Origin of the sequence: Corynebacterium sp. ACRPE, assembly GCF_022347435.1 — a bacterium.
In the GTDB taxonomy this organism is placed as follows: domain Bacteria; phylum Actinomycetota; class Actinomycetes; order Mycobacteriales; family Mycobacteriaceae; genus Corynebacterium; species Corynebacterium tuberculostearicum_D.
Genome location: NZ_JAKRNA010000028.1, coordinates 20,862 through 27,749, shown reverse-complemented (window position 1 = coordinate 27,749; position 6,888 = coordinate 20,862). Strand labels below are relative to the sequence as shown.

The 6,888-nt window shown below is 63.0% G+C and carries 9 protein-coding genes; 5 read left to right on the top strand and 4 right to left on the bottom strand.

The window, feature by feature from the left end; all coding sequences use genetic code 11:
* On the top strand, positions 1 to 86 hold an 86-nt coding region (locus MHY13_RS10790), incomplete at its 5' end, for an IS3 family transposase (RefSeq protein ID WP_239274592.1).
* A 62-nt stretch (positions 87 to 148) separates the two neighbouring features.
* Here the strand turns inward: MHY13_RS10790 and MHY13_RS10785 are convergent.
* Together MHY13_RS10785 and MHY13_RS10780 are read right to left on the bottom strand one after the other, a co-directional pair.
* The gene (locus MHY13_RS10785) at positions 149 to 634 is read right to left on the bottom strand and encodes a hypothetical protein (protein ID WP_239283100.1); all 486 of its coding nucleotides are present in this window, start codon (positions 632 to 634) and stop codon (positions 149 to 151) included.
* A gap of 62 nt (positions 635 to 696) precedes the next feature.
* Positions 697 to 2,562: a choice-of-anchor I family protein gene (locus MHY13_RS10780; protein ID WP_239283099.1), complete on the bottom strand. Its 1,866-nt coding sequence runs from the start codon at positions 2,560 to 2,562 to the stop codon at positions 697 to 699.
* A gap of 99 nt (positions 2,563 to 2,661) precedes the next feature.
* On the opposite strand from MHY13_RS10780, the gene ilvA reads away from it, so the two are divergent.
* Genes ilvA through MHY13_RS10760 form a run of 4 tightly spaced genes read left to right on the top strand, consistent with a single transcriptional unit; the run spans position 2,662 to position 5,203 of the window.
* Entirely contained in the window at positions 2,662 to 3,930 is a 1,269-nt protein-coding gene (gene ilvA, locus MHY13_RS10775; protein WP_239193203.1) for a threonine ammonia-lyase IlvA, read from the top strand.
* Positions 3,930 to 4,568 (top strand): YigZ family protein, encoded by a 639-nt coding sequence (locus MHY13_RS10770; protein ID WP_239283098.1) that lies wholly within the window; start codon positions 3,930 to 3,932, stop codon positions 4,566 to 4,568. The genes ilvA and MHY13_RS10770 overlap by 1 nt, the downstream gene beginning before the upstream one ends.
* Positions 4,569 to 4,570: 2 nt before the next feature.
* The gene (locus tag MHY13_RS10765; RefSeq protein ID WP_239283097.1) at positions 4,571 to 4,813 is read left to right on the top strand and encodes a hypothetical protein; all 243 of its coding nucleotides are present in this window, start codon (positions 4,571 to 4,573) and stop codon (positions 4,811 to 4,813) included.
* Positions 4,814 to 5,203, top strand: coding sequence for an RNA-binding S4 domain-containing protein (locus MHY13_RS10760; RefSeq protein ID WP_005324575.1), 390 nt, complete (start codon positions 4,814 to 4,816; stop codon positions 5,201 to 5,203).
* A gap of 21 nt (positions 5,204 to 5,224) precedes the next feature.
* On the opposite strand, the gene MHY13_RS10755 is transcribed toward MHY13_RS10760, so the two are convergent.
* A complete protein-coding gene (locus tag MHY13_RS10755) occupies positions 5,225 to 6,223 on the bottom strand; it encodes a GTP pyrophosphokinase family protein (protein WP_239283096.1) in 999 nt (332 codons plus the stop codon).
* A gap of 10 nt (positions 6,224 to 6,233) precedes the next feature.
* Positions 6,234 to 6,851, bottom strand: a complete 618-nt coding sequence (locus tag MHY13_RS10750; protein WP_005328828.1) for a hypothetical protein — start codon at positions 6,849 to 6,851, stop codon at positions 6,234 to 6,236.
* Positions 6,852 to 6,888 lie beyond the last annotated feature (37 nt).

The window sequence follows — 6,888 nt, the reverse complement described above, 5'->3', positions numbered from 1 at the left end:
ACAACACCGAACGCATCCAACAACGACTCAAGGGTCTAACCCCGATGCAATATCGAAATCAGACCCTTGAAGCCCTAACCGCCTAGAATTAAACCAGTCCAACTTTCGGGGGCCAGTTCAGTTCCGGAGCGGCTCAATTATTTAGTGCTTAGAAGCGCACGCCCAGCTGCTTGAGGGCATTCTTCATTGGCTCCAGCACAGCGGGGTTCACCTTGGCAACCATGGTGAAGGCCTGCAGCAGCGCGGCAACGAGGCTGGCGGCCACGGTAACCCAGCTCATGACCTCGAGGAACTTCTCTGGGGAGGAAGAACCCCAGATGGGAAGCTTCTTGAGCGCCTCGATCTGGTGCGCCTCTGCCTCCTCGGCCACGCAGTCCGGCTCCTTCGGCATTCCGGAAGAACCGTAGCCGTTAGCCAGGCCCTGCATGAGCTCCTGCGGGGTGCGGGCGGAAGATCCGAGCTCGCCGCTCTCAATCTTCTTTAGGTGCTCTTCCTTGGCGTTGTCGACCTCGGCCTGGCATTCAGCCGAAATCTCCTTCGGCTTATCTTCTGCGGCAGAAGCGGTTGGTGGTGCAACGAGGCCCGCTACCACGGCGGTGGCGGCGACGAGCGAAGTGCTGAGACGGTTGCGCATGGTTCTCCTTTAGAGTGAGAGGTATTAGCCTCAAATAATTTAGCAGGTAAACCCCGGAAGGTCTATGGCAAAAGCTTGCGCACCTGGGCCGGCAACAGTGCATAGAACTCGTCGACGGTCTTCGGCAGGAAGCCCAGCGCCCCGCCAATCAGGGCGCCAAGACCTACCAAACCGGCCACGATGCCCACGCCGGCAGCGACGCTGCTGCCGCTGCTGCCGTTGCTGGATCCAGTGGAACCCGCAGACGTGGAGGGGGAATCGTTGTCATCGGAGGCGTCGGTAAGCAGGTCCTTGACGGAGAACACGGTGGTGGTGCCGGATACCTCGTTGCCGGCGATGAGGAGCGCGTCATCGCTAGGGGAGTCGGCGGCGGGAACGAAGGCTAGGCCCTCTGGTCCGAGGTCGCCGGCCTTGGTGGTGGCAGCGACATCGTCCTCGTCGTAGCCAACGGAGAAATCGCGATTGTTGACGTAGGTGACAAACTTTGCCTCGGCGGGGGTGGTTACGTCGTAGACAAAGATGCCGCCCACTCGCTCTGCGCCGATGAAGGCATAGGTGCGATCGCCAACCTTGCCGATGGTCAAGGCTTCTGGCTCTGGTCCCTTGTTATCGGAGCGGTCATCGAAATCCGGATCCTCGTTATCAGCGTTGAAGTTCAGGCCGGGCATAACCTTGGTGATGTTCTCGAAGTCCGCACCGGAGTCGAAGACGACGTTGCCTTCGGCGTCGTAGATGCTAAAAGAGCGCGAGCCATAGGAATACAGGCCGTCGAAGCATTCCTTTTCTTCGTTCCAGCCAGAAGCGTTGGAGAGCTTGAGGTTGCCGGCGACCTTCTTATCCTCAATGCCCTCGGGAAGCTCGAGGTCATCGCAGACCTTGCCGTCCTTTACTAGGTCCTTGAGCTCTACTTCGTCGGTATAGCCGCCCCATTCACGGGCATCGCCTTCGTTGGCGGTGGCGAAATAGGTCTGGCCTTCAGTCTCGAAAGCGCCGATGGAGTCCGGCATGGACAGGCCCTTGACCGGAATGGTGCGCAGCTCCGCGGCGTCATCCTTATTGGACGGATCCAGCGGCACCTGGGAGTGGTCTGCGATATGAGCGGGGATTAACTTTTCTACGGTGGCGGATTCGATATCGATGACCGCGATGGCGTTGTTTTCCTGCAGCGTGGCGTAGGCCTTGCCGCCCGCGGAGGAGATGTACTCCGGCTCGAAGTCCCGCGAGGGCAGGTTATGGTGCCCGGAGGGGCCGAAGACACGGATCGAGGGGTCGAGGTCGGCGGTGTCAAAGGCGGTGAAATCGGCCGTGTGGACGTCGCCAAGCGCGGGCGCTGCGACGTCCTCGGGCAGGCTGATGACGGAAATGGAGCCCTCTGGGTCCTTGAGGTAGGCGGTGCCCTCGGCGTTGAGGGCGTCGGAAGGCTCGCCCTCGTTGGCAACCAGCGCGTGGCGGCCGTCGGCGGTGAGGTGCACGTTATCGGGCAGGGCGCCAACGCCTACGCGCCCAAGCTCCTCGCCGGTTTCGGCATTGAAGAACAGCGCCTCGCCGTTGTCGGTTTTGTCCGCCTGCTGTACCGCGGCGACGGCCAGGCCATCGGGGCGCACGGCCACGGAGTTGATTTCCTTGTCCCCGCCGGCGGAGAGGGCGCCGACCTTGCGCGGCTGAGTGGGATCGGAGGCGTCCAGGATATCGACCTCGCCAGAGCGCGCATTGACGGTGAGGATGCGCTGGGACGCAGCGTGGTAGGCGACGATTTCGGCGGCGGATTTGCCCAGCACGCCGGATTCATGGGAACCGATGGGAGTCAGCTGCAGTGCCGCGTTGGGGGCGGAGTGCTCCAGCACGTTATCCACGATGTGGGCGTGGGCGGCCGGGGCACAGGCGAGGACGAGCGAGGAGGTAACGCAGAGAGAGATGCGCTTGAGCATAAGTATTCCTTTCTTGTGGTTATGTCCACTATTGCTGATGGAGGTAACGCTGCAACTAAAGGACAGTGAATTTCCAGTGAATGGGTAGACTGTCAAGACATGACTGATTCGACCATCCATGCATCCGATATCCAGCAGGCGCAGGCGCGGATTAGCTCGGAAATCGCCCCGACTCCGCTGCAATACTGCGCTCGGCTGTCGGCCGAGACGGGCTGCGAGGTCTATCTCAAGCGGGAGGATCTGCAGGACGTGCGCTCCTATAAGATTCGCGGCGCGTTAAACGGTATGTCGAATGTTCCCCAAGAGGAGCGCGGCCGGGGAATTGTTACGGCCTCGGCCGGCAATCACGCGCAGGGCGTGGCCTATGCCTGCCGCACGATGGGCATTGCCGGCAAGATTTTTGTGCCGGAGCCCACGCCGATGCAAAAGCGCGACCGCATCCTGGTCCATGGCGGCGACCAGGTGGAACTGGTGGTGGTCGGCGCCAACTTCGATGAGGCAGCCGCGGCGGCGCATGCCGACGCCGCCGAGCGCGACGCCACCTTCATCGAGCCCTTCGACGCCCGCGATACCATCACCGGGCAAGGCACGGTCGCGGCGGAGGTTCTGGCGCAGCTTTCGGCCAAGGGCAAGTCGCTCGATACCATCGTCGTTCCTGTGGGTGGCGGCGGCCTGATTTCTGGCATCACCTCCTATGTGGCGGATATGGCGCCGCAGACTCGGGTGGTGGGCATGGAGCCGGAGGGGGCGGCGTCGCTAAGAGCGGCGTTTGACCACGGCGGCCCGGTGACGCTGGAGGAGGTCGACCCCTTCGTGGATGGCGCGGCCGTCAAGCGCCTAGGCGCGCTGCCCTATGAGATTTTGCAGGCCAATCGCGAGCGCCTGAGCTTCGACACCGTGTCCGAGGGCGCGGTGTGCACGGACCTGCTCAACCTGTATCAAAATGAGGGCATCATTGCGGAGCCGGCCGGTGCGCTGTCGGTGGCGGGCCTGCACCAATTGGACCTGGAACCGGGCGCGACGGTGGTGTGCGTAATTTCCGGCGGCAATAACGATGTGCTGCGCTACGCCGAAATCATGGAGCGCTCCCTGGTCCACCGCGGCCTGAAGCATTATTTCCTGGTGAATTTCCCGCAGGAGCCGGGCCAGTTGCGCCATTTCTTGCACCAGATTTTGGGCCCGACCGATGACATCACGCTCTTTGAGTACCTCAAACGCAATAACCGCGAGACGGGCGCTGCGCTGGTGGGCCTGCAGCTTAGCCGTGCCGAGGATCTCCAGGGCCTGCTAGAGCGCATGGGAGAATCCAAGATTTCGGTGCAGTACCTTAAGCCCGGCACCCCCGAGTACGAATTCCTCGTGGCCTAATGCAGAATTCTTATCGTCGCCCAGTAGGCCAGGTCGAACACGAAATTGAAATTAAGCGCTCCCGGTTTATTACCTTGATTGGTCGCGTCACCAATGAGGAAGAGGCTCGCGCGTTTATCGACGCCGCCCGCAGCCGCTTTCCCGACGCCCGCCACCACTGTTCCGCCTACGTCTATCACGTTGATGGTGCGAACCCGGTGGAGCGCTCTTCCGATGACGGCGAGCCCTCCGGTACGGCCGGAAAGCCGATGCTGGACGTGGTGAAGGGCTCCGGCATGCTCGATGTGTGCGCGGTGGTCGTGCGCTACTTCGGCGGCATCAAGTTGGGCGCTGGCGGGTTAGTGCACGCCTATGGTGGTGCGGTGAGCGAGACCATGGAGAAGGTGCGCGCAGTAACTAGGGCGCGCCGGGAGCTTTATGCCGTGGAGTGCCCACATGCGACGGCCGGGCGGGTAGAGGCGGACCTGCGCGGGCGCGGCTTTGAGATAATCGATACCGCCTATGCGGCCGCGGTAACCTTTACGCTGGCCGTGCGCCCAGGCGGGCTGGACGAGCTGGAAGCTACGCTGGCAGCGATCTCGCAGGGCCAGCTCGAAGCGGCAGAGGCGGGCAGCGCGTGGGTTGAGGTAGGATCCTGACCATGACTATGCAGCAACGACCGAATAACCCCATTGCGCAGCGCAAGCAGCAGGTGCGCAAGCACTCCCGCAACGCCGTCGTATGCGTGGTCGGCGGCCTCGGTGTGGGCGCAGTGCTGGGTGTGCTATCGGCGGCTAGTTTCTGGGCCTGGATGTTGGTGGGCGCCATCGTCGCCGTGGTTGGTGGCGGCTATAACTGGCTGAAGATCCAGAAAATCGTCAACGAGAACCACAACCAGTACTAGATGCCGGCCCCGCAACCTAGCGGCCGCCCCGTCAGGATCGATGCCTGGGTGTGGGCCGTTCGCATGTTTAAAACCCGATCCGCGGCCGCGACCGCCGTGCGCGCTGGGCACGTGAAGATCAACGGCGAGGCCGTCAAGCCTTCCCAACAGGTGGTGCCTGGCGACCGCGTGCGCGTATGGCGCAACCACCATGAGCATGACCTCGAGGTTTTAGCGACCGTCGCTAAGCGCGTCGGCGCGCCCGTCGCGCGCACCTGCTATACGGACCACGCGCCACCGCCGCCGCCCAAGGAGTTTCTGCCGTCGGTTCCCGTGCGCCCGCGCGGCGCCGGTCGGCCGACGAAGAAGGAGCGCCGCGATATGGAGAAATTCCGCGGCGGTTTCCGGTAAGTTGCCGAAAATCCTGCGCGGCTAGTGGGCGGCGCGTAGGGCTTTCAGGCGCGCAGTAAGCCGCCGCTTGCGGCCTGGGCGGTCGCCGGATTCGGCGGTGGCCTCGATGTGTTGTTTGCCAAACTTGTTGAGCAGGAGGTCGTCGATAAGCCGCACCTGGCCGGGGCGGAAACGGTAGCGCATGGCGTCGTGGACGTGGGCAATGGCGGTGTCATCCAGCAGCTGCTCAAGCTGGCCCAAGTGGCGCACGCCGTTCTGCTCCAATAGCTCCGCCAAGAAGCGGTAGTGCTCCGAGCGCGAGAGCGGGAAGCGATTGCCCAAGATGATGGCAAGTACGCCCGGCAGGGTCTCGGCGGTAAGTTCCACGTCCTTGTCGGTTTCTGTATCGGGGGCCTTGAGGGCGGCGATCTCATCGAATTGCTGGTCGGCGAGCTCGATAAGCCCCGCGGCCAAGGTAAAGAGGCGATCTACCTCCGGCGAGGGCGGGTTCGGTCCCTGCTTATAGCGGATATCGTGCTCAAATTCCGCCCATGCGTGCTGCAGGACGGTGCGAATTTGCACCTCAAAGGTCCATCCCACGTAGGCGGCGAGCTCTTCCATCGCAGCCGCGCTATCTTCGGTCACGGTAAGCACCAGGTGGTGGGAGCCGTAGCCAAAGCCACCAGAGATGCGAGTTTCGGCCGCCTTGTCTACGGAGCGTTCAACCTTAAAGGATTCACCGAAAACGTCTAGCGCTTCTGGAATAGCGGTGGAGTGATACAGGGTGACACGCACTCCCATGACGTCGTGAATCTCGTCCCACGGCTGGGGATAGACAAAATCGCCGTTCTCGCGGCGCTTTTTGGCCTTCGCCTTCAGCGAGGGCCAGGTTTTGACGCGGGTAGACACGCGGTCAAAGATGATGCCGGCGTCATTGAGGAGGTCCTCGATGGCGGTGCGGAAGTCCACCGCGGCGGTGGGGTGGCTGCGCGCCCAGTCGTGGTACTGGTTGCTTAGCCGCGACATCCTACTTTCCGGCATGGTGCTCCTTTCATAACTCCCGCGGGAATCCGTTAGACCATACTAGCGGGCGTGGGTGGAGCACGGTGCGATGGCGGGGTACGCGCGCGACGGCATCGGCAGCCAGCTGGCGGGCATAGGTGTCCGGCAGGTGGGCAAAGGCGAAGAGCGTGGCGGAGTCCGGAACTAGGTAGGTCAGGGAGTGCGATCGCAGGAGGCGGCGCATGTGCTTGTCCAGCACAGTAAAGGTTTCTGGGTGGGCAATCCAGGAGGAAATCGGTGCGCCGTGGGAGCGGACTTGCAAGCCACCGAAACGGGCGGCGGAAGGGAGCTCGCAGGCCGCAGGGCGGGTCCAAAAACGCAGCCCTTGCGAATCGAGTGCGGCGCGCTGCAGGTTATGGGAGGCGTGGTTCCATGCGCGGCGCGCGGAGATATCCATGTCCGCGAGGCCGCGGTGGCTGAGCCGGCGAAAGGTCTGCTTGCCGGGAAAGACTAGCGCCATGGAAAGGCTGGGGGAGAGCTGGATGGTGGCGAGGGAGTCGCAGAAGCCGTCGTCGGAAAGCCGCTGCTCTTTCAGCCAGGAACGGGCAAAGAGCGCAGGCAGCAGGTTTGCGGTGGTGGGTCGAGGCGGGCGCAGGGCGACGGTCACGGCGGGTTCTCCAGTGCGGCGGTAGGGTGCGGTCGCC